This window comes from Rhodococcus cercidiphylli (assembly GCF_033042225.1).
GTDB lineage: Bacteria > Actinomycetota > Actinomycetes > Mycobacteriales > Mycobacteriaceae > Rhodococcoides.
In genome coordinates this window covers 223,311-248,815 of sequence record NZ_JAWLKE010000006.1, presented here as the reverse complement: position 1 = coordinate 248,815, position 25,505 = coordinate 223,311, and the positions used below count along the sequence as shown (strand labels likewise).

At 63.2% G+C, this 25,505-nt stretch carries 21 protein-coding genes and 2 tRNA genes; 15 read left to right on the top strand and 8 right to left on the bottom strand.

All coding sequences use genetic code 11. The features are described 5' to 3' along the window. Positions 1-6: 6 nt before the first annotated feature. Positions 7-669: an IclR family transcriptional regulator gene (locus R3P95_RS16990; RefSeq protein WP_179272235.1), complete on the bottom strand. Its 663-nt coding sequence runs from the start codon at positions 667-669 to the stop codon at positions 7-9. Between the two features lie 217 nt (positions 670-886). Here R3P95_RS16990 and R3P95_RS16985 point away from each other — a divergent pair, with 217 nt between their 5' ends. From R3P95_RS16985 to R3P95_RS16965, 5 genes are all read left to right on the top strand, one after another. Beyond that, entirely contained in the window at positions 887-1,711 is an 825-nt protein-coding gene (locus R3P95_RS16985; RefSeq protein WP_317548969.1) for an SDR family NAD(P)-dependent oxidoreductase, read from the top strand. Then, positions 1,704-3,143 (top strand): FAD-dependent oxidoreductase, encoded by a 1,440-nt coding sequence (locus R3P95_RS16980; RefSeq protein ID WP_317548968.1) that lies wholly within the window; start codon positions 1,704-1,706, stop codon positions 3,141-3,143. The genes R3P95_RS16985 and R3P95_RS16980 overlap by 8 nt, the downstream gene beginning before the upstream one ends. Before the next feature lie 24 nt (positions 3,144-3,167). Further along, the gene (locus R3P95_RS16975) at positions 3,168-4,499 is read left to right on the top strand and encodes an MFS transporter (RefSeq protein ID WP_317548967.1); all 1,332 of its coding nucleotides are present in this window, start codon (positions 3,168-3,170) and stop codon (positions 4,497-4,499) included. 13 nt (positions 4,500-4,512) lie between these two features. Next, entirely contained in the window at positions 4,513-5,292 is a 780-nt protein-coding gene (locus tag R3P95_RS16970) for an SDR family NAD(P)-dependent oxidoreductase (protein ID WP_317548965.1), read from the top strand. A 104-nt stretch (positions 5,293-5,396) separates the two neighbouring features. Then, on the top strand, positions 5,397-5,618 hold the full coding sequence (locus R3P95_RS16965; protein WP_317548963.1) for a hypothetical protein: 222 nt from the start codon (positions 5,397-5,399) through the stop codon (positions 5,616-5,618). A 34-nt stretch (positions 5,619-5,652) separates the two neighbouring features. Here the strand turns inward: R3P95_RS16965 and R3P95_RS16960 are convergent, their stop codons facing one another. Continuing rightward, positions 5,653-6,297, bottom strand: coding sequence for a hypothetical protein (locus R3P95_RS16960; protein ID WP_317548961.1), 645 nt, complete (start codon positions 6,295-6,297; stop codon positions 5,653-5,655). Positions 6,298-6,580: 283 nt separating this feature from the next. Between R3P95_RS16960 and R3P95_RS16955 the strand changes: the two genes are divergently transcribed. The 7 genes from R3P95_RS16955 (at position 6,581) to R3P95_RS16925 (ending at position 18,968) form a co-directional block, all read left to right on the top strand. Next, positions 6,581-9,925 (top strand): DUF4132 domain-containing protein, encoded by a 3,345-nt coding sequence (locus R3P95_RS16955; RefSeq protein WP_317548959.1) that lies wholly within the window; start codon positions 6,581-6,583, stop codon positions 9,923-9,925. Further along, a complete protein-coding gene (locus R3P95_RS16950; RefSeq protein ID WP_317548957.1) occupies positions 9,922-11,010 on the top strand; it encodes an ATP-binding protein in 1,089 nt (362 codons plus the stop codon). Before R3P95_RS16955 ends, R3P95_RS16950 begins: the two co-directional genes overlap by 4 nt. Then, on the top strand, positions 11,007-13,235 hold the full coding sequence (locus tag R3P95_RS16945) for a DUF5682 family protein (RefSeq protein ID WP_317548955.1): 2,229 nt from the start codon (positions 11,007-11,009) through the stop codon (positions 13,233-13,235). Before R3P95_RS16950 ends, R3P95_RS16945 begins: the two co-directional genes overlap by 4 nt. Before the next feature lie 20 nt (positions 13,236-13,255). Continuing rightward, complete coding sequence (locus R3P95_RS16940; protein ID WP_269594766.1) at positions 13,256-14,389, top strand: VWA domain-containing protein; 1,134 nt, start codon at positions 13,256-13,258, stop codon at positions 14,387-14,389. Beyond that, entirely contained in the window at positions 14,386-16,287 is a 1,902-nt protein-coding gene (locus tag R3P95_RS16935; protein ID WP_317548952.1) for a hypothetical protein, read from the top strand. Before R3P95_RS16940 ends, R3P95_RS16935 begins: the two co-directional genes overlap by 4 nt. Positions 16,288-16,635: 348 nt before the next feature. Then, positions 16,636-17,952, top strand: a complete 1,317-nt coding sequence (locus R3P95_RS16930; RefSeq protein WP_317548951.1) for a hypothetical protein — start codon at positions 16,636-16,638, stop codon at positions 17,950-17,952. After that, on the top strand, positions 17,949-18,968 hold the full coding sequence (locus tag R3P95_RS16925) for a hypothetical protein (protein WP_317548950.1): 1,020 nt from the start codon (positions 17,949-17,951) through the stop codon (positions 18,966-18,968). The genes R3P95_RS16930 and R3P95_RS16925 overlap by 4 nt, the downstream gene beginning before the upstream one ends. 184 nt (positions 18,969-19,152) lie before the next feature. Here R3P95_RS16925 and R3P95_RS16920 read toward each other — a convergent pair. From R3P95_RS16920 to R3P95_RS16910, 3 genes are all read right to left on the bottom strand, one after another. Next, a tRNA-Arg gene (locus R3P95_RS16920) sits at positions 19,153-19,225 on the bottom strand. Between the two features lie 50 nt (positions 19,226-19,275). Next, a tRNA-Ser gene (locus R3P95_RS16915) sits at positions 19,276-19,365 on the bottom strand. A 123-nt stretch (positions 19,366-19,488) separates the two neighbouring features. After that, complete coding sequence (locus R3P95_RS16910) at positions 19,489-20,253, bottom strand: dienelactone hydrolase family protein (RefSeq protein ID WP_068054886.1); 765 nt, start codon at positions 20,251-20,253, stop codon at positions 19,489-19,491. A gap of 93 nt (positions 20,254-20,346) precedes the next feature. On the opposite strand from R3P95_RS16910, the gene hisC reads away from it, so the two are divergent. Beyond that, a complete protein-coding gene (gene hisC / locus R3P95_RS16905) occupies positions 20,347-21,399 on the top strand; it encodes a histidinol-phosphate transaminase (protein ID WP_317548949.1) in 1,053 nt (350 codons plus the stop codon). On the opposite strand, the gene R3P95_RS16900 is transcribed toward hisC, so the two are convergent. Both R3P95_RS16900 and R3P95_RS16895 read right to left on the bottom strand, forming a co-directional pair. Continuing rightward, the gene (locus tag R3P95_RS16900) at positions 21,388-22,434 is read right to left on the bottom strand and encodes an alpha/beta hydrolase (RefSeq protein ID WP_317549079.1); all 1,047 of its coding nucleotides are present in this window, start codon (positions 22,432-22,434) and stop codon (positions 21,388-21,390) included. The two genes, hisC and R3P95_RS16900, sit on opposite strands and share 12 nt — an antisense overlap. Before the next feature lie 288 nt (positions 22,435-22,722). Beyond that, positions 22,723-22,926 carry a DUF3072 domain-containing protein gene (locus R3P95_RS16895; protein WP_032395510.1) on the bottom strand — a complete coding sequence of 68 codons (204 nt, stop codon included), beginning with the start codon at positions 22,924-22,926 and terminating at the stop codon, positions 22,723-22,725. Between the two features lie 141 nt (positions 22,927-23,067). On the opposite strand from R3P95_RS16895, the gene R3P95_RS16890 reads away from it, so the two are divergent. Together R3P95_RS16890 and R3P95_RS16885 are read left to right on the top strand one after the other, a co-directional pair. Beyond that, on the top strand, positions 23,068-23,391 hold the full coding sequence (locus R3P95_RS16890) for an excalibur calcium-binding domain-containing protein (protein WP_317548948.1): 324 nt from the start codon (positions 23,068-23,070) through the stop codon (positions 23,389-23,391). A gap of 78 nt (positions 23,392-23,469) precedes the next feature. After that, positions 23,470-24,405 carry a pseudouridine synthase gene (locus R3P95_RS16885; RefSeq protein ID WP_317548946.1) on the top strand — a complete coding sequence of 312 codons (936 nt, stop codon included), beginning with the start codon at positions 23,470-23,472 and terminating at the stop codon, positions 24,403-24,405. On the opposite strand, the gene R3P95_RS16880 is transcribed toward R3P95_RS16885, so the two are convergent. Then, positions 24,391-25,353: a GGDEF domain-containing protein gene (locus R3P95_RS16880; RefSeq protein WP_187298384.1), complete on the bottom strand. Its 963-nt coding sequence runs from the start codon at positions 25,351-25,353 to the stop codon at positions 24,391-24,393. The genes R3P95_RS16885 and R3P95_RS16880 overlap by 15 nt on opposite strands. Positions 25,354-25,505 lie beyond the last annotated feature (152 nt).

The following is a 25,505-nucleotide window of genomic DNA, read 5'->3' as shown; positions in this document are numbered from 1 at the left end:
CACTGGCTAGCGAAGTAAACGCCCCAACCGTGCCGCAGCAGCGACGACGGCCGCGCCGAGTTGCGCTTCGTCGTCGATCTCGAACACCGACGCACCCACACTCGCCATGGCATCCCCGCGGCGACCTGGCACCACGGCGGACACGCCGCCGACCGATGGAATCACCTCGCCTTGGGTGACCGCGTATCCGACGCTCCGCGCCCTGGTCACTTCTGCGCGCTCGCCGTCGACCGGGGGTAGTGACGCGAGTATCGCCAGGCCGGCAGATCCCCGGTCGATCGGATCGACCTGCCCTCCACGGAATGCCACGTGCACCTTCGCGCCTCGTGGCTCGACAACCATCAACGCCCTTACTTCTGTCGAATTCTCGCGAACGACGAGATGGACTGTCGCCCCCAACTGATCCGCCAGTTCCTCTAGAACGGGGCGCGCTACGGTTCGCAGATCTTGCTCGACGGGTTCCGCAAGTGCCACCAGACCAGCTCCGAGCGCTATTCGCTTGAACTCGTCTCGCCTGCACAGATGATGGGCCTCGAGAGTCCGAACCAAGCGGTGAGCGACGGTGCGGTGCACGCCGACTCCGTCGCCGATCTCGGTGATCGACAAGCCGTTCGGATGTTCGGCTAGAAGCTCGAGCACGGCGAGTCCGTGGTGCAGCGTTTTGGACATTCCCGAATCGATGGTCACGGCTCCCTTGCCGTCCATACGGCCCGAGTCGGCATCGGACATGAAGGACCCCCTATTGACGAGTGTGAGGTGGACCACCTACAGTTCGGAGTGAATCGCACACTGCGTGCGATTATCGCACACAGTTGAGCGCACCGCAAGCTTTCGTTTCAGCCCGATTCGGGTGCCCGCTCAACATCTTCGGCATGAGGAGAACGCTATGAACAACCCCAATCCCGGTCGCGTCGTCGATCGCATGATGACCGCGGTCTACCCCGAACTGTCGGGCAAGGTTGCCGTCGTCACCGGGGCCGCTCAGGGAATGGGAGCGGTGTTCGCCAAGGGACTTGCGGCGCGCGGCGTGCACGTCGTCGGTGCCGACATCAACGACGCTCGGATGAAAGAGACAGCGGAGCAACTCAACACGGAGCTGGCTACCGAATCGCTGGTCGAGCAGCCTGGAACGATCATCGGTGCTCGAGTCGACGTCACCGTCGCCGATGATCACGAAGCGCTCGCCCGAACTGCGCTGGCCGAATTCGGGCGAATGGACTTCTGGATCAACAACGCCGGCATCTTCCCGTTCGCATATGCCGCGGACATCACCCCAGAGCAGATCGGTGCCACGCTCAGCGTGAACGTCGAAGGCGTTCTGTTCGGTTCGCAAGCAGCAGGTCGTCATATGTCCGAAGGGGGCGCGATCGTCAATATGTCCTCGGTATCCGCGCTTCGTGTCCGTAAGGGGCGTGGTGCCTACTGCACGTCCAAAGCGGCCGTCGCCCACCTGACGGAATCCCTTGCCGTCGAGTTCGGAGATGTGGGCATTCGCGTCAACTCGATTGCACCCGGCTACATCGACACCGAGATGACTCGGTGGGTGCAGGAAGATCCCGAAGCGCTTGCTCGAGCGCTCGATTCCGTTCCACTACATCGACTAGGTGCACCGGAGGAGGTCTTCGGTCCGCTCCTGTTCCTGCTGTCGGACAGTGCTCGCTACGTGACCGGACACAGCATTGCGGTGGATGGCGGGTCGCGTCATGTCTGACACCGACTACGACGTCATCGTCGTCGGCGGCGGCGGCGCGGGGCTCGCAGCGGCGGTCACTGCGGCCGAGAACGGTGCATCCGTCATTCTTTTCGAGGCCCTCAAGGAACTGGGCGGCTCGACGGCCCTGTCGGCCGGATTGTTCACCGCCGCAGCGACAAGCGTTCAGCGCGCCCTCGGAATCGACGACAGCGCAGAGAAGTACTTCCAGCACTACATGGATCTCAATCAGTGGATGCTCAAGCCCGGGCTGATCAGGACCTTCTGCGAGCAGGCCGGCCCGACTCTGGAGTGGCTTCTCGAACTCGGGTTGGACATCCCCGCCCAGATTTCCGGCAACGCGCACCAACCAGGACTGAGCCAGGCGGGCGTAGAGGACGTCTGGAGGGGGCACGTTCCGAAGGACCAGGGATACGGCCTCGTCCAAGTATTGGACGCCGCACGCCGTAGGCACGGAATCGAGGTCGTTCTCGACACACGGGTGCAAGCATTACTCACCGAGAACGACCGGGTCGTGGGCGTCGTTGCCGATGACGTCGAACTCCGTTCTGCGGCAGTCGTCGTGGCCTCGGGTGGTTTCGCCCGGGATCCCGAGCTGGTCGATATTCATTTTCCAGCTGCCAACCGGGCCGGCTCGGCACTTTTCGTCGTTGCCGCCGAGGGCAGTCGCGGTGACCACCTTCGGTACGCGCCGTCGGTGAACGCGTCCGTAGCAGGTCATGGGTGGGGACTCATGCTGCCCACCGTCTACTTTCAGCGCTACCACCACTGGCAGTCGGGATTCCCCCCGAAATCACGTATTCACGTCAACGCCGCGGGACGTCGATTCATGGACGAGGACGCCTCGTATGCGGTCTCGACCGGAATCATCGATGCCCAGGGTGGCGCTGCCTGGATGATCTTCGACGACAACGCTCGAATGACTCTGCCTGCGGGATATGCCGATTGGGCACCCGATCACATCGAGGACGAGGCAGACGCCGGCCGGACACTTCGCGCATCCTCCCTCGCGGAGCTGGCCGAACTCATGACGGTGCCCGCCGCGACCCTCGACTCCACGGTCGAGCGATGGAACGCGCATCTGCCCCACGGGGAGGATCCCGACTTTCTGCGCCATCGGACACTCGCCAACAAAGGCAGTACGTCGAATCCCGAACCCATCGAGACCGCCCCCTTCTATGCCGCACGTATCCTCCCCGCCGAATTGGTCTGCACACATGCAGGTTTGGAGATCGATTCCGATTCCGCCGTACTGACAACACGCGGCACCCGCGTACCCGGCCTGTTCGCCGCAGGCGAGGCCGGAGCGGGAGTTCTCGGACAGCGCTACGTCGGTGGCGGTAACGCTGTCGCCAATGCACTCACCATGGGCCGGATTGCCGGTCGAAACGCCGCCCTTCACACCGTCGATGCACAGCCACTGACGGCCTGACCACCCCTGACCTCGAGGACACCGATGACTACGAACGATCGCGCCGTGCAGCCCGAGTCGGACGCACGAGCACCGAGCACGAACCCGAAACAATCTCCCCTGACAGTGATCCGCGCCGCTGTCGTCGGAACCGTCGTCGAGTACTACGACTTCGGCATCTACGGCTACATGGCCACCACCATCGCCGCACTGTTCTTCGTGTCCGACGATCCGACGGCCGCCCTTCTCGGCACGTTCGCGGCGTTCGCAGTTGCCTTCTTCCTGCGCGTTCCGGGCGGAATCTTCTTCGGACACATAGGCGACAAGTACGGCCGCAAGAACGCGCTGTCCTGGACCATCCTGCTGATGGTGGTCGCCACCGCCGGAATCGGATTGCTCCCGACATACGTCACTCTGGGAGTGTGGGCCACCTCGGTTCTCGTCCTGTGCAGATGCCTACAGGGATTCGCTGCCGGTGGGGAGCTCGGAGGGGCGAACGCGTTCGTCTCCGAGTCCGCGCCGACGCGGTGGCGTGCGACCCAGACGTCGATGGTCAACACCGGCACCTACATCGGATCGTTGCTCGCCTCGCTGTGCGCACTGGCACTGAACTCCGTGTTCACCGACGAACAGATCCTCTCCTGGGCGTGGCGAATCCCGTTCCTGCTCAGCCTCGTGATCGGCGGCGTCGGCATCTGGATCAGGAACCGTCTCGACGACACCCCGGAGTTCAAGGAGCTGGAGAACAAGGGAGAGACCAAGAAGCTCCCCATCTCGGAGCTGCTGAGCACCTCCGGCGGCAGCGTCGTGAAGATCATCCTGCTCGGCGCGCTCATCACGGGCGGCTACTACATCGCATCGGTCTACGCGGCCACTTACCTCAGGACCGAGGGCGGTCAGACCTCGCAGGCAGCATTCCTGTCGACCTCGCTCGCCTTGGTTCTCGGGGTGATCACCCTACCCATCTCGGGTTACATGGCAGACAGGTACGGGCGCAAGCCCGTGCTGTTCGCAGGCAGCTTCGCAGCCATTGTTCTCGGTGTGCCGATGTTCATGATGATGGCAGGCGGCACCCTGTGGCAGGCCGTCGTCGGGCAGTCGGTGTTGTTCATCGCGGTGTCCGTCGTCAACGGTGCCTCGTACGTGACATACGTGGAGATGCTCAAGACCTCGGTGCGGTACACCGGCTTGGCCCTGGGCAACAACACCACCAACATGTTGCTCGGTGGCACAGCACCTTTCATCGCGACGTACCTGATCTCACTCACCGGAAATCCGCTCGCACCCGCTGGCTACTTCGTCTTCTGCGCCGTCATCACCTTCGCCACGGTCTTCTTCGTGACCGAGACGAAAGGTACCGAACTGAAAACAGAGTGAGAGGCCCCCTCGCATGAACTTCGAGAACAAGACCATCGTCGTCACCGGTGCAGGAAGTGGCATGGGCCGAGTCGAATCGGAGATGCTGGCAGGCCGGGGAGCAAAAGTCTGGGTCACCGACATCTCTACGGCCACAGGTGAAGCCGTCGTGAAGAGCATCCTCGATGCCGGTGGCCGGGCGGAGTTCTTCCAACTCGATGTCACCGCACCGCAATCGTGGACGGCACTGGCGAAGTCCATCGAGTCATCAGACGGTAACCTCGACGGACTGGTGAACAACGCCGGCGTCAGTCACCGAGCGGGCATCGAGGACACGACTGTCGACGACTGGCATCGCGTCATGAACATCAATCTGAGCTCGGTGTTCTATGGAATGAAAGCTTGTGCGCCACTCCTCAAGCGGGGTGGTGGTTCCATCGTCAACGTGTCATCCATCGCCGGAATGCTTGGCTACTTCGCGGCAGGATACGGCGCAAGCAAATGGGGAGTGCGGGGTCTGTCGAAAGTAGGTGCGCTCGAATTCGCCGAATACGGAGTACGAGTCAATTCGATCCATCCCGGCCTGGTCGACACACCGCTACTGCACTCCGGCTCAACGGCTTTCGTGGAGACAAGCTTGCAATCGGTACCTGCAGGACGCGTCGCCGACGCCGAAGAGATCGCGGAATCCGTTGCGTTCCTGCTGTCGGATTCATCGCGGTACATCACAGGGACGGAAATAGTCGTCGACGGCGGACTGACGTCCGGCGGGATCTACCACCGCATTACCAATGAGTTGAAAACCGGACGCTGATGTCCGGGATGGGCGGGCCCGCCACTGCATCAGTTCTCTGCGGTCGGCTCGTCCATGCCCTCGCGCCACCGACCGACGCATGAGACCGTGGAGGGATGGAACCCATGCGCCCGGTCGACTACGCAGAACAGTCGACTTCGAAATTCGAGGAGCGCAAGCGGCGTTCGTGGCACGTATTCTTTGCTTGCCTGGTGATCTGCCAGTTCACTGCCGTACTTGTGTACGACGTCGGGTTCTGGTCGGTGGCCCTGGTGAGTGCCGCCCTGTGCGGAACGTACGAACTCCTGTGGGCCGTGCTCAATCGCGTTAACTCTCTCAACGGCTGACGCCGCGTCACGCGGCAGATCGAGTTGCAGGAATTCAGCGCTTGGATCTTTTGGCGAACACGGCCATCGCCGCTCCGACTACGAAAACGAACGCCGTTAGCACGATGTTCAACCAGAGACTGAAGCGAGTGTCGAACGTGAACTGTTGCGGTACAAGGTTCTCCACGTTGTAGAGGTTCGACACCAGGCTCGCCGCGACGGCCACGACTCCCACCCCGATCACTACGCGCGACCGCAGGGCAACACCCCAGATCAACACCGCAACCGACATAGACAACAGCGGTAGCAGTCCGCGAATGGTCAGGTTGCCCAGGAAGCACAGCAGTCCGCTCCGCACGGCAACGACCGTGGCAACACACAATCCAACACTGACCGCGAGCCACAGACGAACGTGCAGTTCGGCACCTGATCTACGTTCACGCCACGAGCAGTAGAGAGCAACTGCACCGATACACACCGGCAGTGCGATCAGCCAGTAGAGACCCGCTACCGGTGATGCGAGATAGGCAGATCCGCCGAACCACATCGGACTCGATACCGACTCCCCGGAACCGAGCGGCTGCCGAACGTAGAACGGCAGCGCGCCGATGAACAAGGCCGCGATGAGCAACAGAGGCAGGGACAACCGCGCATCCGGCCGAGCGTGTTCGCGCGAGATTCTGCCCGGTTGATCGTTCACGTGAACTCCCTCTAAGACGTCATCAAACCTTATGCCCGGTTTGTTCTGATTGTCCAGAAGCGCTGCATCGACTACACGGCGCAGAAACCGTGCATGTTCGAGACCAGGAGCGCTTCGGGATGGCAACAGCGAAAGCAATACGAGCGAGAAGTCGGATCGTGGCATCCACGAGTTGAACGACAGCGACAGACCCAGCAGTCTGAAACAGACTGCCGCAGATAGTTCGGACCGCTATCATCCTCCAGACAACAGAGCGCCATATTTGCGAGTACCAAGGAGCTGCGTGGACGAGAGCACAAACGAATCAGCGTTCGCTCCGCATGCGACTTGGCTCCCGATGAAGTATCCGCGCCACGGCGGGTTCAGGACGCACGTCGAGCCCGTATCGCCCGATGCCGGTACCGTGCTTCGCGAGGCCGTCGAAACCAACGACGAGTACGTTCGCTGGACCACAAGGTATTTGGACGCCGATCCGGACCCGTCGCCACTTGCGCTGGCGGCTCGGGACTACCGAGCTGGGACGCACACCCCGGTCGGTGCGGCCGTCTTCGCATTTCTCCTCGGACGCTTCTTGAACCATCACGAAGTTCCGCACACGGTGTTCGTCGACGGCTGGGTCGCTCGTCACGGTCTTGTCTTCGCCACCGAAGCATTAATGGAGTATTCCGACACGAAGTTCGTCTACGTCACGGTTCCGGTCTCCGAGCTCCCGCCCGACACGATGATCATGGTGTCGCGAATCGGCCACACCGACGATTCGGTGCCCGTCGAGCTACCTCGCTACGTTCAGCAGGAACGACTCGCGCAGTCGGATTCAACCGACGAGCAGATCCGATACTCGGCTCGGGAAGAAGTGCTCGATCGCATGCGAGGACTCCTCGCGGTCGCCTCCGACCAGGAATATGCAGCGGCCCGCGATGCGGTCGCACCGCTCCGAACCAACACTGTCCGACAACTGACAGCGTCGTACCTCTTTCCGACCGAAAAGGACTGGTCCCGACAACTCATTTCGGGTGCCGACGCGCCTCATTACCACTGGATCTCACAGTTGATCACTTCGTCGAACTCCGCGGCGGAGCTGAAACGGATCGCAGCGCCCTACGGGCAAGAGTCGTGGATTCGCGACGACGCGACGGTTGCTGCCGTCGTCGAGGGAGTCGGTACCGAACTCACACCGATGCTCACAGAGTTGCTCGACGCTCCCGAACGGTATCGGTACGTTCAGGACGACGCGATTCCGATGCGACTGCTCCAGGCCTTGTCCGCGATCCCCAGCGACGACGCATTCTCGGCTCTCGCCGCACGAAGCAGCATGAAGGGCGCACTACCTGCTGTGGTGCACGCCATGCGGCACTATCCGCGTCGCGCAATGCGGCTTCTCGCCGGCCAGAATTCATCGCTGTTCGATCGTCATGTCCGCCAGAATCCAGAGCTCGCTATCGAAATGGCACCGACGCTGCCGGAGACAGAGCAGCGGCGAATCACCGAACTGACAGCTGAAGTCCCTGAGGCGACCGACCTGCCCGAGATACTCGTGAACCCGCCGTGGACGCGCAAGCACAAAGCAAACCCTCCGAACGTGTTTCCCGGCATCGCGACACCGGACATTCGAAAGATCGAGTGGCTCCCCGGCGAGCGCGAGGAACTTCAGAACTCCCGCCGCGAGTACTACACCTGGGAAACATTCAAGAGAAGCTACGTCCCCGACACGAACCCGGCGACGGTCCGCGACTTCGTTGCCCAGTACATCTTCGTCCTCGCGCCCGACGATGTGGCCCGCCCGCTTCTGACCGACTGGCCCGGCACAACACTCAAAGAACCGTTGCGGGTTGTGGCGCGCTTCGAACTCGACGCCCTGCCGATGATGTTGCGTTTCGCCCGCGCACACCCGGGCGCAGCTGCCCCGTACCTCATGCCCTACGTCGATATCGACGTTGCGCGCCTTCAGGCGACCGCGTTCGCGACCCGGAAGAATCTTCGGAAACCCTCTCTGGCGTGGCTCGTTCGACACGCTGACGACGCAGCCGCTCTGCTCGTTCCCGACGCTCTGGGCAAGCCAGGTAAACAGCGAGATCACGCGACGACCGCCCTGCGTGCCCTGGCACGAGCGACGTCGCGCGAGACCGTCCTAGGTGCAACCACGAAGTACGGACAGGACGAGGTCGACGCAATTGCCGCGATTGTGGATCTCGATCCTCTGGAAGTACTCCCCAAACGCATTCCCAAGATTCCCGAATGGGTGGACACGCCCACTCTTCCAACGGTGTTGACTGCAGATCGATCAGCGAAGCTTCCGGTTTCGGCGATGAACCACATGCTGACCATGTGCGCAATCAGCACCGTGGACGCCCCGTACGCGGGACTCGACCTCGCCGCGGCCCACTGCGACCGCAGGTCTCTGGGCACCGCCGTATGGGCCGTATTCGAGCGGTGGTGGGGCAACGGCGCACCGTCCAAGGAGAACTGGTCGATCCTGGCATTGGGATGGCTGGGCGACGACACCGCCGTAACACGACTGGCACCCCTCATCCGCCAGTGGCCCGGCGAAAACGGAACCGCTCGTGCGCAACTCGGTCTCGACGCCTTGGCCGCGCACGGATCGACGCGCGCGCTCACCGAGCTCGACCACATCTCGCGCAAGATGAAGTTCAAGTCGCTCAAGAACGGAGCCAAGGAACGCGTAGCCGAACTCGCGGAGAGTCTGGGACTCGATCACGAGCAGTTGGCCGACCGCATCGTCCCGGATCTCGATCTGACACCTGAAGGAACGATGTCCCTGAGCTACGGGCCACGCTCGTTCACAGTCGGATTCACCGAGGCCTTGGTTCCATTCGTACTCGACGAAAACGGCAAGAAGACTGCCGGACTTCCGAAGCCGACAACACGAGACGACCCAATATCTGCCGAGGACGCGAAAAAGCGGTTCGCGAACTTGAAGCGTGAGGTCAAAAGTGTTGCTGCAGAGCAGATAAAGCGTTTCAACAGATCGATGGTGACCGGACGACGCTGGACGAACGATGAGTTCACTCGGTTCGTGCTCGGCAATCCCCTGCTCATTCACATCGCCCGCCGCCTGCTGTGGGGGGAGTTCGGCACCGGCCCGCACCCGACGACCGTGTTCCGGATCTCGGAAGACAACAGTCCAGCTGACGTCGACGACAACGCCGTCACCCTCGGCGACGGCACCATCGGTCTCGTCCACCCGGCACACATTCCCGACACCGTCGGAGCATGGTCCGACGTGTTCGCCGATTACGAGATCCTGCAGCCATTTCCGCAACTCGGGCGTCCGGTCCACGACCCGCTTCCCGGCGATGTCGACGGTAGCGGCCTGGCTCGATTCACCGGCGTCACCGCAACCCCGAGTCAGGCGCTGCGATTGACCTACCGCGGCTGGGAGCCGGTGTGGGAGAACCCGGCTTCATGGGGGCAAGGCCTGTTGTACCGATTGAGCGACGACGTCTCCGTACTACTGGGACTCGAACCAGGTATGGGGACCGGGGATCCCTACAACGGATACCCCGACCAGAAGCTCGTGTCCGTCGACCTCCGAGGCGGAACGCTCGGCGACGTCGATCGCGCAACGGTATCGGAGCTCATCGCCGATCTGGCCGGATTCGCCTCGTGACCACACGCGTGCAGCGCCCTCCCGCCGAGGAGCGCTACGCCGACGAACTGGCACGTCTGGCCGAGAGCCATTCCGGACCACGTCCTCCCGGATGGCGGCTGACAATGACCGCGGCACGCGCATTCGTGATGGGAGATGCCTCGCTCGATGTGGTCGCGAAATACGTCGGCAACCCCTCTCTCGTCGAGAGGTCACTGGTCACTCTCGCCACCACGCGCGGGTTGATGCTCGTCGGTGAGCCCGGAACAGCGAAATCTTTACTGTCCGAATTGATCGCCGCCGCCGTGAGCGGAGACTCGACGCTGACGATTCAGGGTGGCGCAGCCACAACAGAAGACCAGATTCGGTACTCGTGGAACTATGCACTGCTCGTCGCCGAGGGCCCGTCGGCTCGATCGTTGGTGCCGGCTCCGATGCTGCGCGGTATGTCGGAGGGACGAATCGTTCGATTCGAGGAGTTGACCCGATGTCCGTTGGAAGTTCAGGACACGTTGCTCTCCCTCCTGTCCGAGCGAGTCCTCGCAGTGCCCGAACTCGGCGGCACCGACGCGATGGTCTTCGCCCGGGAAGGGTTCAACGTCATCGCGACGGCGAACACCAGGGACCGGGGTGTCAACGAAATGAGTGCAGCGCTCAGGCGCCGATTCAACTTCGAGACAGTGCACCCCATCGCTGATTTCGAGACCGAGCGGGCGCTGGTGCGCGCGGAATCGTCGGCGCTGCTGCGGGCTTCGGGCGTCACAGTCGAGCAAGATCCCGCGGTGACCGACATTCTGGTGACGTTGTTCCGGGAGCTCAGAACAGGCTTCACCGAGGGAGGCGCTCCGGTCGAGCGATTGTCGTCGGTGATGAGCACTGCGGAAGCAGTGTCCCTGGCACACGCGACCGGCGTACGAGGGTGGTATCTCCGGGGCGACACCGGAACGATCGATGATCTGGCGGAGTCACTCGCTGGAACTGCGACCAAGGACAACAGCGAGGACGCAGCACGCCTTCGCCGATACATCGAGCAGCGGACCTCACACAGAGCAGAGAGCGGGTGGCAGGAACTTCGCAGAGCGCACGCGCGCCTGGTCGGACCGTGAACATCCCTTCGGGCGCTCAGAAACCCCTGGTGGTCATCGGTATACGACACAACAGCCCGGTGTGCGCACGAGTCGTGGCCGACACCATCGCCCAGCTCGAGCCGAGTCATGTTCTGATCGAAGGTCCGGTCGATTTCAACGGCCGGCTCGACGAGCTGCTCCTCGACCACACGCTGCCGATAGCCCTGTTCTCGCACGTGAGGCGAGAACACCGGTCACGTGTGACCTGGACGCCCTTCACCGAGTGGTCCCCGGAATGGGTCGCACTTCGCAGCGCGTCGAAGATGGGTGCAAGACCCTCTTTCATCGACCTACCGACCTGGCACCCCGAATTCGACGACACCTCTCCGCCGCACGGGCCGGCTGTGTCGTCGATGCTCGCGCGACTGGCCGTCGACACGGAAGATGCACTGTGGGAGAGCGTGATCGAATCGCGCTCAACCGAGCTGACCACAGATGCGATGACCGACCTGCTCAACGAGTACTTCGACGCAGTCCGAGCCGACGACCTCACGGTGTCCGAGCGCGAACGGTACATGGCCTCGTGGATACGCACGGTCCGAGACAGTCCGTCACGGGGAGCCGTCGTTGTCGTGTGCGGCGGATTGCACCGTCCTGCGATCATGGCGGAATTGGTCCGAACCTCGTTGTCCAACAGCTTCACCCGGCCTTCTGTTCCGACGCCTGACCCCGAACTCGACGTCGGCAGCTACCTCGTGCCGTACTCCTACGAACGAATGTCGACGGTGTATCCGTGGTGGTGCGAGTCCGCATGGCGCGATCCGGTTACGGTCGCCGACACAGCGATCGCCGCCATCGTCCGCAACGTTCGATCTCACGGACACCCGGCGTCGACCGTCGATTTCATCGGTCTGAGACAGCAGATGTACGGTTTGGCGAGTCTGCGTGGACATGCGGTCCCCACCCGAACCGACGTGCTGGACGCTGCAGCCTCGACGCTGATCGACGAAGCGCTACCGACTCGATTGCCGTGGACCACGAATGCCGATTACGCTCGGGGACAAAAGCATCCAGTGATCGAATTGTGCCTCGCTACCCTGCGGGGAACTCGACGTGGTTCTCTGCACCCAGCTTCACCGGTTCCCGGACTCGTTCATCATGTCGTGAATCTCCTCGACGCAGAATCACTCGCATTCGGAACGACGATCGTCCTCGACCTCATCGACCCGGCGGCCAGGACCCGAAGCCGGATACTGCATCAGCTTCGGGTGCTGGCGGTGCCGGGCTTCGAGCGCGATTCGGGGCCGGAGAGCGGGGTCGATCCGGTCTCGGTCGAGCAGTGGACGCTGGTCGACTCCCCTGGCCGCATACCGGCACTCATCGAGGCTGCAGCCCAGGGTCACACCCTCTCGAATGCCGCGGGTGTCGCACTCGACGCCGCGTTGGCGAATTGCGGTTCCGACATTCCCGCGGTCACCCGAATACTGTTCGACGCCATCCTCTGCGGGCTCGATACTCAATCGCGGCGCACTGGCCGCGCCGCTGTCTCGGCGATCGAGAGTGCATTCGAGCTCGGTGACGTCGGCCTGCTGCTTCGAGCATCGCTCGATCTGTGGCGTCACGATTCTTTGTTCGGAAGCCGCGGATCGACTGCGCTTGCCGCTGTGGTCGATTCGGCGTCGGCGCGCACCACCGTTCTGGCAGGGCGTCTCCGCGCATCCCCTGCAGGGGCAGACCTTTCGCGCATTGCAGCTGTGGCTGCGCTGTCCGATGCGATGCGTCACGCACCCGAGGTACTGTCAGCCGATCCGAGCCGAGAGCTGGCCGCCACAGCGCGCGGTCCGGGTGGTGCAGTCGATGTTCGTGGTGCTGCCCTCGGTGCAATCTGGGACACCACGACGTCGTCGGATGCCCTTTCCGTGGTCTCATCCGTCCGGCCGGAACAACTGGGAGACTGGCTGTCCGGGCTGTTCGGGGTGGCACGTGAGCAGTTCTCGGACAGCGAATCGAGTGATCGCGTCCTCGATGTCGTCGACGATGTCGTGAGCAGCTCCACCGAGCACGATTTCCTGCTGGCGCTGCCGGCGCTTCGACAAGCATTCGAGTTCTTTCCACCACGCGAACGTGCATCCATTGCGCGCCGAGTGGGCACCGCCCCGGCTCCCGGTGAGTCCGAGCTCGGCGGGCCGGAACTGTCGGTCGATGACGGGCGACGTCTGGACGCCCGCGTGGATGTTGCTCTGTCGCGGGTGGGCCTTCAGTGAACCGCGAACGGTGGCGGCTCGTGCTCGGAGATGCATCCGCGGGTGCGCTCGGGGAACTCGACGGCGCTGCCGCGGAACAGAATGCTGCGTTGGAGTGGCTGTATCACCGTGATCCGTCGCGACGCGCGCACGGTATTCGCGAAGGCCAGTCCTCCGCGGTACCGCCTCGATCGCGTCCCGAGGTCACGGTGCGACGCGAGACAGGCACGGGCAGTTCCCCGGTCACGGCAGTGGACTGGCTCGATGACATCCACCGACTCTTCCCCAAGGAGACGGTTCAACGTCTGGAACGGGACGCCGTGGAGAGGTACGAAATCACCGAGGTGATCACCGACCCGGTCGCGCTCGCGCGGATCGAGCCCAGCGCGAGCCTGCTTCGCGCGGTGCTTCGGACCAAGCACCTCATGGAACCACATGTACTCGAGCTGGCGAAGAACGCTGTCGACAAGGTCGTGCGGGAGCTCATCGAAAAGCTCTCCGTCGATGTGCGACAGTCCTTTCACGGCACCCGGAATCGCCGCCGAACCGTTCACCGAACGGCCAGCAATTTCGACTTCGCCGCAACGGTGCGCGCCAATCTGAAACACTGGTCCTCGGAAACCGAACGGATCACGATCCAGAGACCTCTGTTCACGTCTCGAACTCGTCGGCACCTGGACGTGTGGACGTTGATCCTGTTGGTCGATCAGTCCGGGTCGATGGTGGACTCGGTCATCCATTCCGCTGTCACAGCAGCTTGTTTCTGGAACATCCCGGGGCTGAGGACACACCTGGTTGCCTACGACACCGAAGTCGTCGACCTGACGTCGGAGGTACTGGACCCGGTGGAGCTCCTGATGGGCGTACAGCTCGGAGGTGGGACCGATGGCACTCGCGCTGTCGACTACGCGGCACAGCTGATCGACACACCCCGACGCACGATCGTCGCCGTGATCTCGGACCTCTACGAAGGAGGCAACGCGGACAGATTCGTTCGGTCCATCACCCGGCTGACCGACGACGGAGTTCGTGTACTGGCTCTTGCCGCACTCGACGAGTCCGGTGAACCGAATTACGACCGTGAAATCGGCCGCCGACTGAGCCGCGCAGGTGTGCACGTCGGAGCGATGACACCGGCGGGTCTCGCCGAGTTCGTAGCCGAATGCATCCGATGACGGCAAGACCCGACCTGGCTGCACTGACCGACGACGCACTCGCCGCAGTCGCCAACCGAGGGCTCCTCAAGAGAGCGCTTCGCATGCAGTCGACCGAACCTCCCACACTGTCGGTTTCCGAAGACGCCGTCGTCGCTCACTACGCCGACGGCGTCGAGACCATCCTTGCCGCCGAGAGTGCGTTCACCGACGCCTCGTGTACGTGCGAAGCGACCGGGATCTGCCGCCATCTCGTAGGGCTGGTCGTGGCGTATCGACTTCTGCATCCAGCGGCTCCGAGCACAACCTGGTCGCCAGCTGAATTCGACGACGGGGCACTGATCGCACACCTCGGCGCGTCGGCACTCCGGCGAGCCGAGAAAATCCGCCGCACAGGGTATTCGGCAACAGTGCACCGTTCCCGAGGCGACGACCCTTCGGTACGGGTCGAATTACCGCACAGCACAGTACGGTTCCTCGTGCCCCACGAGCTCACTCTCGCACGGTCGTCCGCTTCCGATGAGGCCACCCCAGAGTCCATCGCCCTCGCAGTCTGGGCCGTACGCGAGGCCGACGCACGCCACAACGACACCGTCCACGTGGGCGGAAGCGTGATGCCGGAGAGCACCACCGCGGGCGCAGCGTTGTTGCTCGCACGGACAGTTCTCGTCGACGGTGTCGCTCATCTGACCGAAGTACAGTACGTCGCTCTGCGGCGGACGGTGCGCTCGATACAGGCGGGAACTGCTGTGTGGCTGGCCGATGCGTGCGCGGAACTGCTCGATCAAGTCGAGGCCTACCGCTCCCGACATGCCGGACACAGCCGCATCCGCGCCGCGACCGTCATCGCGGAAATCGATGCGCGAGTACGTGCCGGACGATCTCAGGATTCGTCGATCGCAGCAACAGCTTTGGGCACAAATACTCCGAGCGAAACCCCACTTCGTAAAACCCGACTCATCGCACTCGGCACCCACGTGACCGGAACGGGACCGAACATACGCGCGGATCTGTACTTCGCGGAACCTGATTCGGACACCGTCCATCTCTTGCAAACCGAATGGACCGAACCGAGCGGAGAGATACCGACGGGCCACGCACTCTCGAAGCGACGTGTCGCCGGAACCACCATCGAAGCACTGGCATCGTCCACTGTGGTCACCGAATCTGCTGTGCGGCAGGCCAACCACCGAATAAGGCTCGGTCGCAGAGGGATCGGCCGCACAGCGATCATGCCCCTGAGCACCGACACATGGAGCAAGTCTCTGACGGTGATCAACGACTACGGTGCCGAGTACACGCGGCTGGCCGGACGCACGCCGTCGGTCGTGAGCGAGCGGATCCTGACCAGAGGGGTCGGTGTAGTCCATGTCGAATCCGTTCTTTCCAAGGAATATTCCTCCGCAAGCCAGCAACTGACGATTCGAGTACGTGACGAACGACAAACCGCGGCAGAGGTAGTCGTCGACTATCGGTCGTACGCGCCGCGCGCAATGGACGCCGTCGACTCCTGCCTGTCGACCGGTCCGGCCGCCGTCGCAGGGCGACTGAGCATTCGAAACGGCCTGTTGCAGATAAGCCCCTTTGCCATCGCCGGTGTGGGTGGCGTGGTCGTACCGGATCTCGAAGCGCCGGACACCGCAACCTCCACACTTCCCACCCGCACCGACCTGCTGCAGAGTGCACCGAACACTGCACTGGAGCTGCTCGCCGACCTTGCGCACAAGGGTTTACGCCACGCATCGGCAACAGACACGACGTACCTTCGACGTTCCGCTGTACAACTCGCCGGTTCAGGCATGACCACCACGGCGTCAGCACTCACTCGCGTCGCGGACTCCGTCTCGGGGGACATCGGTGATCTCTTGGACGCGTGGCTCCACGCCCTGCTCAGGCTCGCGGTCGCGCAGGAATGTTGACCCCGCAACAGGATCGGCACGATTCCACCACTCGGTACACGAAAGCGCTACGCCTCGATCGACGCCGTTGAGACAGTGCGTTGCCGTCGATGGCAGATCTGGTTCAGAACGCGATAACCGAGGCACGGCGTGGCCGTGGGGCGGGGTCATGAGCGCTAGGCTCGTCGTCGAATCCTCTGATCACGAAAGACGCTTCAAAGCAACGCTTTTGGAATTATACGAGCGTCTCATGGTTCTACTTCGCAATCCACGCCACAGAAGGCCGGGCCGAGTTGCGCCATGCGCATTCGGACCACTCAGTCGAACGAGGTGGGGTACTGTCGCCGTCATGACACTGCAGAAAGGCGCATGAGCGCCCCGTCGTCCGAGCGCAGATTCTTGCGCCCACGGTACATTCTTTCCGCTGCCGACCGGCTGTGGGTGATCGATGAAACCCAGCCTGTTGCAGTACTTCTCGATCCGGGATCCGGACAGATCGACCGGATTGTGTCGTGGCCGGAGATACCATCACCGTCGCCCACGCTCACCGTTGCATCCCACGGAGATCATGTCTGGCTCCAATACAGCGGAACGGATGTTCTGGCCTGTGTCACTGCGGATGGGGTACATCACGCCGAGTACCTCGAGGGCACGCACCTGCTGACGGCTGGACCGTCGGGCGCATGGTGTTTTCGACCCACCCGGATGCGTGACGACGTCGCCCGTACCGCGGCCGCGCCTCCGCTGCTCCGACCGCAACCTGGTCCGCCTCTTATCCTGGCCCACACAGGCGGAGGCACGTCGCCGATCGGTGTCGCCGGGGTTCTCGTCACAGCGGACTTCGATGAATATTCGGTCCATCTCGGCGTCGAGCATGCCCCCTGGTCGCGCACCTATCGCGACAACCCGACACCGACAGGATACGTTCTCCGACAATCCAAGTCGTGGATTCACCTACCACTGAACGCAGAGACAACCCATATCGAACTCGACGACTACCCACGGTCGAGAGCTGACGGCGTCTGGCACACCAGCGAGTACGCAGACACTACCTACAACGAGCAGCACCGCCGCAAGCGCGCGCTCGGAGACGGCATCCGATGGCACTGGGGCACGCCGAGCAAACGCAGCGGCGTTCTTCTCGTGAAGGCCTTCCGCGACGGCTCGTCTACGCCCGTACGTGAGATCGCACTGCCCGGCGTCCAAGTCTACGAGGGCACCGCACGCGGTCAGCGGCTATGGCTTCTGGTCAGATCTGCAGACAGAGGCAGTCCTGGCCGCCAGCTTGTTCGGCTGTCGATCGACACAGCGGAGCGCGAACGCGAAACAGCTATAGACGATCTCGACATCACGGCTTACTGCCGTCCCGTCGCTCCCGAGCCGCCTGATCATGCGTCGTACGTTCGGTACTGCGTTCGCCGACTCGACGGGCGGCGGTTCTCGAAGCGAATGCACGACGTGCGAGCCGAATTCATCGGAGACTGGCCGCACGGTCGACTGCACATCAGTTTCACGCACGACTACTACGAGGGGCTTACTTTGGTGGCTCGACTCAACCTGTACGACGAACAGGGACAGCGTCTCGACGACATAACTCGCTATGCCCCGACAGAATTGATGGAGCAGGCAGACACTCGCGCCTACCCTGATCGGTCGCACTCCGTCGGAGGGGTGTTGTACGTATGACGCATTGGGTCGAGGTGCTGCTGAAGATCGTCGACGGGCCGCAGCGGCCGGTCATCGGTGTCGCCGGCGCAGTTCACGCCGACATCGGGCCCGGAGTCGTCTACGACGGGCACTACGGCGTCGTTCCGTCGCATGTGGGTTTCGGGCTCGGCGAGGTTCGCCTGTTCCGTTTCGGTCGCAAGACGCGCATGGAATCACTCGACGGTAAACCGTTGTTCATTGCCGACGGCCAGACGTGTTGGGTGTTTCAGGCCGGTCATGACGATCCGATCGAAACGAACGAGCTCAACACACGGATACATGACCCCGGCCGCGATCTTATCGTGTCCCGTCCGGTCGAACACTGGGCGCGGCCGGGCCTCACCCGACCCACACGCGCCATCGAAGAGGTCGAATTCATCGGACGGCTCTGCTGGAACGTGGAGTTGACGACCGGCAGCAGGGGCTCGGCGATGATGCTGACGATCGACACCGAGACCGGCACCGTGTTGAAGCAGGACTGTGAGAGGGGCCGTGCTGCGTTTGTCGACTGTGCTGTGGTGGACGAACTGCCGGACTCGACGTTCGCGTGGACCGGCCCCGTCAGAATGCCTCGAAACGTGTTCGCCGAAGACCGTGCGAGGTGGGCCGAACAATCGAAACGCAACATGCAGTGGTTCCACGACCACGTCAGCGCGGACCGCATTCAGGCACATGTCTCGGTCGATTTCACCCCGACCGAGGTGCGACGAGACCCCGCACACCCAGACGACTTCGAGGCCCGCTTCGAGAAGGGCGCCGGCCGGCTGTGGAGGCGCGCACGGTCCACCGAAGACTGGCTCCTCCCCGTGAATTGGACGGGCAGGAACTACCCGACACCTATCCGAGCATGGTCTACACAGAAGTTCGACTGGGCGTGCGCACTGGATTTGGGCCCGGACAGTTTGACCGACGCGACATTGATACAACTACAGCACGCGCTGCATCCAGGTCACGAAGTACTCGGCACACCGCCACTGAATCCGAGACCTCGCTGACCGCAGCTGCCACAAGGCTGAGGCATGCCCGCACGGAGCCGAGCCGGGCGTGTTCGGACGGGCCGAAAGCGGTAATCAACTCGTACGCTTCGACGTCGAGTTACCCGTCAGCGTCCCTGACACATCCAGCTCATCAAAACAGGCCCTGATCCGCGAGTATTCGCAGATCAAGGCCTGTTTTTCGTGCGCCCGAAGGGATTCGAACCCCTAACCTCTTGATCCGTAGTCAAGTGCTCTATCCGTTGAGCTACGGGCGCATGTTCAGTTATTCAACTGGTCCAGCTGAACGGCAACGATCTACCGTTCGTGGCGGAGGCGAGAGGATTTGAACCTCCGGTCCCGGTGAAAGGACAAGTCATTAGCAGTGACTCCCATTCGGCCGCTCTGGCACGCCTCCTAGGCTGCCGGCCCTCTCGGACCGCCGAGGAAAGAGATTACCCACAGCGGAGGCCAGAAGGCAAAACGGCTGGTCGACGCCTATGGTTCGCGCGTCGTTCGCGTCAAAGATGCTTGTTGCTCTTCAGCGCATGAAGCTGTCGAACCAGTCGAAAATTCGGGTCTGCGCGTCCACTAGCGCGGCCGCTGCGGGGTCGCTGTGATCGGAGCTGCCGGGTTGTTCGCGGGGATGGTCGGCTCGATGCTTCAGCCCCGAATAGCTGACGACGTTCGTGGCCACTGAGGCGCGCGTGGCGGCGTCGCGAAGGGCTTCGATGTGTTCCGGTGGGGTGTGCGGGTCGTCCTCGCCGTAGAGACCGAGCCAGGGGGCCTGCAGCTTGGGTGCGGCCTCGACCAACGCGACAGCGTCGGAGTTGAGCGGTTCGACGATGCCGGCGGCAGCAACACTGACCGCCGCCCCGACCGGACGGCTGGTGGCCACGATCAACGCTGCTGTGCCTGCGTCGTCGAACCCGATCACCCCGACACAATCGGGATAGACACCGCGCTGGACGAGCCAGTCGGAGGTGGCATCGAAGTCCGCGAAGAGGTCGTCGCCGAACACTTCCTTGTCGTCGCCGTGGCCTCGGTGGAACAGGTTCGGCGCGACGGCGAGCCAGCCTTCAAGCGCGAGTGCGCGCAGCAGGTCGAGTAGAGACTCGGGCACCTCACGTGCCTCGTGAAGCACGACGATTCCGCCGCGAGGTGGACCATCGGGTTCGACAGCCGTCAACGGCACTTTCTCACGCGGGGGTGATTCGTGCGCGGTCGTGTCCACCACGTCGTCCGCACCGACCGTGGGCGCGGAGGCGGACCGAAGAACTGCGACGTCGCTCAATATTCCCGACATACTTATCGAAGATAGGACGATCGGTCCGGTCGTGCACAGCAATATCACGGACGCGCAGAAGTCAACCCCGAACCTGAGCGCATAATGGCAGCCGTGACCGCGCGCATCCGCCCCGACCTCGACGCCATCCCCGCCTACGTTCCCGGACGCACTTTTCCGGGTGCGATCAAACTGGCGAGCAACGAAACGACGCAGGGGCCACTGCCGAGCGTGCGCGACGCGATCGCTGAGGCCGTCGGTGGCGTCAACCGCTACCCCGACAATCGAGCGACCGCGCTCGTCGAGTCATTGGCGAAGAAGCTCGGAGTCGCCGCGGAGAACGTGGCCGTCGGCAGTGGTTCGGTTTCGCTGTGCCAGGAGGTCGTACAGATCACCTGCGGTCCCGGCGACGAAGTGCTGTTCGCGTGGCGCTCGTTCGAGGCGTACCCCATCGTCACCAGCGTCGCAGGCGCGACACCCGTGTTGGTTCCGTTGACCGCCGACCACGTGTACGACCTCGACGCGATGCTCGCCGCCATCACCGACCGCACCCGGCTGATCTTCGTCTGCAACCCGAACAACCCGACCGGAACCGTCGTTCAGCGCGACAAGCTCGAGGCGTTTCTCGATGCGGTGCCGTCGAACATTCTCGTGGTCCTCGACGAGGCCTACTTCGAGTACACCCGCCCCGACGCAGGCAACCACACCGACGGAGTGGAGCTGGCACGCGGACGACGCAATGTGATCGTGCTGCGGACGTTCTCGAAGGCCTACGGACTCGCCGGCTTGCGGGTGGGCTACGCGGTGGCCGATCCCGAGGTGATCACGGCACTGTCCAAGGTGCGGATCGCCTTCGCAGTCAGCACCGTTGCCCAGCAGGCTGCGGTGGCGTCGCTGGAGGCGTCGGCAGAGCTGCTGGCCCGCACCGATGCCCTCATCGCGGAACGGGATCGTGTGCGCGACGCGCTCGTTGCGGGCGGCTACGACGTCGGCGCATCGCAGTCCAACTTCGTCTGGCTGCCGCTGGCCGAACGCTCGGGTGAGTTCGCTGCTGCTGCAGCCGAACAGGGCGTGCTGCTGCGCGCCTACGGAAACGACGGAGTGCGGGTCACCATCGGCGACCCGCACGAGAACGACGCGTTTCTGAAGTTCGCTCTACAGGCCTAGCGCGCGCTCGAGCGTCGGCCAGGATTCACGCAGGTCGTCCTGCCAGTACGGCCACTGATGGATGCCGTACGGGCGGTAGACGACTGTCGCGGGGATGTCCAGCGACCGGAGCCGAGTATCGAACACCGTTGTGCAGTAGAGCGCGGCAGCCTCGAGCGGTCCACCCATCAGGGCGCTCTCGACTCCGCTGCCACCGGGGCCTAGCTCGTACGGACCGGGTAGGCCGGTGCCGACGGACAGGTAGACGTCCTTGCCGCGGAGCGCCTCGGCATTACGCGACGGATCGTGCTCGACCCACTTGGGATCGGTGTTCTCGCCCCACATGTTGGTTGCGTTGCCGCCGTTGGTGGCGACGGTGGCGCGCACCGCGTCCTTGAAGTTGGTCTGCGAATTGTCGTAGCAACCGCTCAGGCCGGCGACGCCGGTGTAGAGGCTGGGGTGACGTGTCATCAGGTCCATCGCGGCCTGGGCACCCATCGAGACACCCGAGATCGCGTTGGTGCCGTTACCGGAGAAGCGCGCATCGATCAGCGGCGGCAACTCCGACGTCAGGAACGTCTCCCACTTGTTGACGCCCAGCACCGGGTCCGGCACGTTCCAGTCCGTGTAGTAGCTGCTCGATCCACCGACCGGGAGCACGACGTTGACCTGCTTGTCGGCGAAGAAGTCGACGATGTCGGTCTTCTGCGTCCAGGTGCTTTCCTTGTAATCGGATTCTTTGCCCGCGCTCACACCGTCGAGCATGTACAGCGTCGGACGAGACACCGCCTGCGCGGCCGGAAGAAGAACCTGGACCTGGATGGCGCGGCCCATGGCCGGCGACTCCACCCACACGGCAGCGCGGCGGTTGGTCAGCATGTCCACCCGATCGATGCGCGCCGAGGGCAACGGCTGGGACTGAGCTGCGATGCCAGGAGCCGCACCGGCGCCATCGGAACTGCCGGTATCGGGGAGCGGCTGCGCCCCGGCGAGACCCGACCCCAGCAGCGACACTGCCAGAGCAGCTCCCGCTACTGCCAACACTCGACGGTGCATCAGATTGCCCATCCTCCCCCGGCGCACCCTCACGGGGCGCAACACAAACAACATCCGTCACTCAACGTACCCACCGATATGCGCGCACGCTAAAGCTGTGGGTTCGCTCACAATAGCCGCGGATACACGGGTACAAAAGTCCGCGTGATCCTTTGTTACATGTACTCGAGACATAACGGTCTACCTGGTCGGATGTCCTCGCGGACACCGCTACCGCGAAGGCACTCGATGTGACATTTGGTGGACTTTTCGGGGGTCGATGTCACATCGAGTGGACCTCTGGGAGTCTCAGCCGCGGCCGGTCTCGCCCTGCAGCTTGTCGATCATTTCCGACGCCTGCGCCTTGTTGAGACCCTCGGGAACTTCCTCGCCCGCTTCCTGCGCAAGAGTGCTCAGGTAGCTCTTCTGCGGGCCGGTCATCGGCTCGTCGCCGGTGACCCAATCGTCGGGATCCTTCTCGGGGTTCTGGTTGACCTGCTCGTTTTCGCTCATACGTTCGTAGATACGCCGAATCGACGGGTTCCAAACACGATTGCCCGTGTGCGCTCTGGCGTAGGTCACTCGAATGACTTGATTGACAGTTCAACAATTCGCCGAGGATGCTCCACATCACATCCCCTCGATTGGAGTTCCATGAAGACGAAGAACCTGCTGGTCAAGATCGGCATCAGCGCCGCGATCGCGGCGGCCGCCCTGGTCACCGCCCCGGCCGTCGCCTCGGCCGATCCGATCACCGATTTCCTCTGCAGCAGCGGTTCGGCCCAGTTCTGCCCAGCGCTTCTGCCCCCACCCCCGGCCCCACTGGCAGCTCCCGCGCCCGCACCCCGTCAGGGCGGCACATTCCAGTACGAGAACTGCGACGCGGCGCGCGACGCCGGAGCCGACCCGGTCTATCGGGACGAGTACGGCTACGGACCTCATCTCGACCGCGACAACGACGGCATCGGCTGCGAGTAGCGAGTTCGCACTTGTGCAGGTAGATGGCACTGATTTGTCTGCACAAGTGCGGTCTCGGCGGGCGGATACGCTCATCCGGTGAGACGACGCCAGCAACCGCCCCTGGCGAAGCGGTACGGTCTCGATCCCGCCCGAATTCGGATGCCCGAGGACGGCCCCTGGCTCACTGTTCGTGACTTCCTCACCGCTACGGAGTCACGCATTCCCCCGCACCGGATCGACGCCATGCTCGCCGCCGGTGACATCGTCGACATGGCCGGCCCCATCTCCTTCGACGCTCCATACGTTCCCGGCGAGGCGGTCTGGTTCCACCGCGACCTACCGTCGGAAACCGTTGTGCCGTTCGATATCTCGATCGTGCACCGGGACGACGCGTTGCTCGTGATCGACAAGCCTCACTTTCTGTCGACCATCCCCCGCGGCGGACATATTCTGCAGACCGCGCTCGTACGATTGCGTCTCGAACTCGAACTGCCGCAACTGGTGCCCGCTCACCGGCTCGATCGTGTGACCGCTGGCCTGGTCCTGTTCGTCGTGGATCCGACACTGCGCGGCGCGTATCAAACGCTCTTCCAGGATCGCGAGGTCCGCAAGGAGTACGAGGCAATCGCGCGCTACGACCCGTCGCTCACCCTGCCGACCGTCGTTCGCAGTCGAATCGTCTCGGAGAAGGGGCAATTCACCGCCCACGAGGTCGACGGAGAACCCAACGCGCACACCACCGTCGAACTACTGGAGCATCGAGACGGACTCGGTCGCTATCGACTGACACCGGTGACCGGCCGCACCCATCAACTGCGATTGCACATGAATGCACTCGGCGTGCCCATCCTCGGCGACGATCTCTACCCGACAGCCACCGGCCGAGCCGTCGATGATTTCACCGACCCGCTCCAATTACTCGCCAGTGCAATCGAATTCACGGACCCGATCTCGAAATCGTTGCGACGCTTCGAGACCGGATTGGGCCTGGAGCGTTGGGCCGAGGGTACTCGACCGTCAGGCCCGATCTGATCTGTCCCGTTCTGTCGAGTGAGTGAGTCGTTTGGCGTCGAGCAGTCGAGCATCCGCACGGGCCAGAAGCGAGTCCATGGTGTCGCCGCGCGAACTCACTGCGCAACCCGAGGACCACGCACTGGTGGTGAGCTGCTGAAGACGCCCCACCAGACTGTGGGCACTCTGCTCGTCGATTCCGGGCAGGACGAGGGCGAACTCGTCGCCGCCGATACGCGCGACCACATCGGACGCACGAAGACCTCGCCGAACCTCGGTGACGAATCGAGCCAGCACCCGGTCGCCGGCATGATGGCCGTACTCGTCGTTCACTCGCTTGAAGCGGTCCAGATCGATCATCACCAATGCCAGAGGTGCGCCGGACTTCTCGGCCCAGCGCAGGTACTGACTTCCGTTGCGCTCGAACCCGATTCGGTTCACTGCTCCGGTCAACGAATCCGTCTCGACCTGCCGTTGCAAGCGTCGGTAGAGATAGCTCGCAGATTCCAGACAGAACAACGACGCGAGCATCAGATTGAGCCAGGTGACCGTCAGCGATCCACTGGGGCTGAGCGCAACGCCGATGCCGGACGCCGCAATCGCCACGCCTGCAACCGACCTGGCGACCAGACGACGGAAGAACCATCCCAGATAGCAGGCGAGCAGTGGATAGAAAACAAGGTTGTTGACCGCGACGATCCCTTGGGTGGATGTGCCCATCTGGACCGAGGTGACGCCGATGAACAACAAGCAGCCCAGCAAAGCGATGCTCCGCGGAAACCTCGCACCCATCGCCGCGGGGATCAGAACCACGACGACGGCAACGGCCGTCCAGAGCCACGTCCACCACCGACCGAGAGCACCCGGATCGGAGGTGACGGCATCGAGCACGCCACTGACAGCCACGACCGCCGAGGCGAGCGAGGTGACGTTCGCGAACGGCGGATTCGTCCACAAGCGCGTCTTCAAGTGCAGTAACGGTCGACTGCGGCGCGTCCTCATGGCGACAATTGTGAGCGCAGAACGTAGGACCGGTCGACCGGGGCGGTATCGACGCCTCTCCGCGGCTCCCGGGGCAAACAAAACCGGCCCACCCTCGCGGGTGGACCGGGGTAGAACTT

Excerpts from the sequence above, each read along its gene's own strand:
- R3P95_RS16990 (WP_179272235.1), bottom strand. The coding sequence starts at position 669 with ATGTCCAAAACGCTGCACCACGGACTCGCCGTGCTCGAGCTTCTAGCC.
- R3P95_RS16985 (WP_317548969.1), top strand. The coding sequence starts at position 887 with ATGAACAACCCCAATCCCGGTCGCGTCGTCGATCGCATGATGACCGCG.
- R3P95_RS16980 (WP_317548968.1), top strand. The coding sequence starts at position 1,704 with ATGTCTGACACCGACTACGACGTCATCGTCGTCGGCGGCGGCGGCGCG.
- R3P95_RS16975 (WP_317548967.1), top strand. The coding sequence starts at position 3,168 with ATGACTACGAACGATCGCGCCGTGCAGCCCGAGTCGGACGCACGAGCA.
- R3P95_RS16970 (WP_317548965.1), top strand. The coding sequence starts at position 4,513 with ATGAACTTCGAGAACAAGACCATCGTCGTCACCGGTGCAGGAAGTGGC.
- R3P95_RS16965 (WP_317548963.1), top strand. The coding sequence starts at position 5,397 with ATGCGCCCGGTCGACTACGCAGAACAGTCGACTTCGAAATTCGAGGAG.
- R3P95_RS16935 (WP_317548952.1), top strand. The coding sequence starts at position 14,386 with ATGACGGCAAGACCCGACCTGGCTGCACTGACCGACGACGCACTCGCC.
- R3P95_RS16930 (WP_317548951.1), top strand. The coding sequence starts at position 16,636 with ATGAGCGCCCCGTCGTCCGAGCGCAGATTCTTGCGCCCACGGTACATT.
- R3P95_RS16925 (WP_317548950.1), top strand. The coding sequence starts at position 17,949 with ATGACGCATTGGGTCGAGGTGCTGCTGAAGATCGTCGACGGGCCGCAG.
- R3P95_RS16910 (WP_068054886.1), bottom strand. The coding sequence starts at position 20,253 with ATGTCGGGAATATTGAGCGACGTCGCAGTTCTTCGGTCCGCCTCCGCG.
- R3P95_RS16900 (WP_317549079.1), bottom strand. The coding sequence starts at position 22,434 with ATGCACCGTCGAGTGTTGGCAGTAGCGGGAGCTGCTCTGGCAGTGTCG.
- R3P95_RS16895 (WP_032395510.1), bottom strand. The coding sequence starts at position 22,926 with ATGAGCGAAAACGAGCAGGTCAACCAGAACCCCGAGAAGGATCCCGAC.
- R3P95_RS16890 (WP_317548948.1), top strand. The coding sequence starts at position 23,068 with ATGAAGACGAAGAACCTGCTGGTCAAGATCGGCATCAGCGCCGCGATC.